The 2,468-nt window shown below is 61.7% G+C and carries 2 protein-coding genes; both read left to right on the top strand.

Annotation, left to right across the window (positions count from 1 at the left end; all coding sequences use genetic code 11):
* Positions 1-102 precede the first annotated feature (102 nt).
* Positions 103-1,629: an IS21 family transposase gene (istA, locus tag FFS45_RS41380; protein ID WP_137960344.1), complete on the top strand. Its 1,527-nt coding sequence runs from the start codon at positions 103-105 to the stop codon at positions 1,627-1,629.
* Entirely contained in the window at positions 1,619-2,395 is a 777-nt protein-coding gene (istB, locus tag FFS45_RS41375) for an IS21-like element helper ATPase IstB (protein WP_137960343.1), read from the top strand. Before istA ends, istB begins: the two co-directional genes overlap by 11 nt.
* Positions 2,396-2,468: the final 73 nt, after the last annotated feature.

Here is a 2,468-nt window from a genome sequence, read left to right as displayed (position 1 = left end):
TGTTGATTTGCGCGGAATCCTGACCCACCCTACGCAGTAATTTGCATCGAATATTGACCCACGTAGAACACTGACCTGCTCGGCAACGGGCGGGGGAACGGAGTGATCGACGTGGCTATATTGAGCATCATCCGACGCTGGCACTTTCGCGATCATGTCTCGTTGCGCGAGATTGCCAAACGGCTGGGCGTGTCCAGAAACACGGTCAGGCGTTACATACGGGCCGGCACGGTCCTGCCCGCCTATCCCGAACGTCACAGCCCCAGCAAACTCGACGGGTTCGCTGCGAAGCTTGCTGGCTGGTTGAAGACCGAGGCAACGCGACCCCGCAAACAGCGCAGAACCCTCAAGCAAATTCACGCGGACCTCTGTGCACTGGGCTTCACCGGCTCCTATGACCGGGTCGCGGCATTTGCCCGGCGCTGGCGACAGGAGCAGCACGAGCAGGCGAAGACGACCGGACGCGGGACGTTCGTTCCCCTCCGGTTTGCTGCAGGCGAAGCGTTCCAGTTCGACTGGAGCGAGGACTGGGCCGTCATCAACGGCGAGCGCACCAAGCTGCAGGTCGCGCAACTCAAGCTCAGCCACAGCCGGGCCTTCTTCCTGCGCGCCTATCTGCTGCAGACTCACGAGATGCTGTTCGACGCTCACCATCATGCGTTCGTTGCGTGGGGCGGCATTCCACGCCGCGGCATTTACGACAACATGAAGACCGCCGTCGACCGGGTGCGTCCCGGCAAGGTGCGCGAGGTCAACGCGCGGTTCAGCGCGATGGTAAGCCACTACCTGTTTGACGCCGAGTTCTGCAACGTCGCCTCCGGTTGGGAGAAGGGGCAGATCGAGAAGAACGTCCAGGACAGTCGCCACCGGCTCTGGCAGAAGGTGCCGACGTTTGGCTCGCTGGCGGCGTTGAACGACTGGCTGGCCGACCAGTGCGTGCTGTTGTGGCAACAGACACGTCACCCGGAACAGGACACGACGATCTGGGATGCGTGGTCGGCCGAGCGGCCACACCTGATGCCGGTGGGCCAGCCGTTCGACGGTTTCGTTGAACACACCAAACGCGTCTCGCCAACCTGCCTCGTGAACTTCGAGCGCAACCGCTACAGCGTGCCGGCGTCGTTCGCCAACCGGCCCATCAGTCTGCGCGTCTACGCCGCCAGGCTCGTGTTCGTCGCCGAAGGCCAGGTGATTGCCGAGCACGAGCGCTGTATCAACCGCAGCCATGACCACGGCGAAACCATTTACGACTGGCGTCACTACCTGGCAGTCCTGCAGCGCAAACCTGGAGCGCTTCGCAATGGTGCACCCTTCGCCGAGTTTCCAGCCGGCTTCCGCAAACTGCAGGGCGTGCTGCTGAAGCGCCCCGGCGGCGACCGGGAGATGGTCGAGATTCTGGCGCTGGTCCTGCTGCACGACGAACAGATGGTGCTCACTGCCGTCGAGCTGGCGTTCGAGGCCGGCGCACCGAACAAGCAGACGGTGCTGAACATCCTGAGCCGGCTGCTCGACAGCCCGCCTGTGCCGCCGCTGCAGACGCCGCAGGCCTTCGCACTGAAGGTTGAGCCACAGGCCAACGTGGGCCGCTACGACCGCCTGAGGAATCGGGAGGACGATCATGCAGCCTGACGTCATGATGCAGATGCTCAAGTCACTCAAGCTGCACGGGATGGCACAGGCGTTAGGCGAGCTTGCCGCGCAGGACTCGCCGGCCTACAAGTCAGCTTCGCTGGTGCTTGCCGGGTTGCTCAAGGCGGAAATCGCAGAGCGCGAAGTGCGTTCACTCGCGTACCAGATGAAGGCGGCACGCTTCCCGGCGTATCGCGACATCGGCGGCTTCGACTTCAGTTGCAGCGACGCAAACGAAGCGCTGGTGCGCCAGTTGTACGAGTGTGAGTTCATCGACTCCGCGCACAACATCGTTCTGGTGGGTGGACCTGGCACTGGAAAGACCCATCTGGCAACCGCGATCGGTGTGCAGGCTCTCGAGCACCATCGACGCCGCGTGCGCTTCTTCTCGACCATCGAGCTGGTCAATGCGCTCGAACAGGAGAAGCTCGTGGGCAAGCCCGGACAACTCGCCACGCGACTCATGTATGCCGATCTTGTGGTTCTCGACGAACTCGGCTATCTGCCGTTCAGCCAGACCGGCGGTGCCATGCTGTTCCACCTGCTCAGCAAGCTCTACGAACGAACCAGCATCATCATCACCACCAACCTGAGCTTCGCTGAGTGGGCCAGTGTGTTTGGCGATGCAAAGATGACGACCGCGCTGCTCGACCGGCTCACGCACCACTGCCACATTGTAGAAACAGGAAACGATAGCTATCGTTTCAGAAACAGCACGACACAGCCAAAGAAGGAGAGAAAGAAGACCCAGACACCCACCGAATAACCCGCAAAGCTGGTCCAACGGGTGGGTCAGAATTCAATGCAAATCGTGGGTCAGGATTCCGCGCAAATCAACA

This window comes from Burkholderia sp. 4M9327F10, from assembly GCF_005503145.1.
GTDB lineage: Bacteria > Pseudomonadota > Gammaproteobacteria > Burkholderiales > Burkholderiaceae > Paraburkholderia.
Note: the sequence above shows the minus strand (reverse complement) of the source record. Positions and strands in the feature narration are given on the sequence as shown.

What these genes read in the sequence shown, in the direction of transcription:
- istB (WP_137960343.1), top strand. Translation starts at nt 1,619, where the DNA reads ATGCAGCCTGACGTCATGATGCAGATGCTCAAGTCACTCAAGCTGCAC.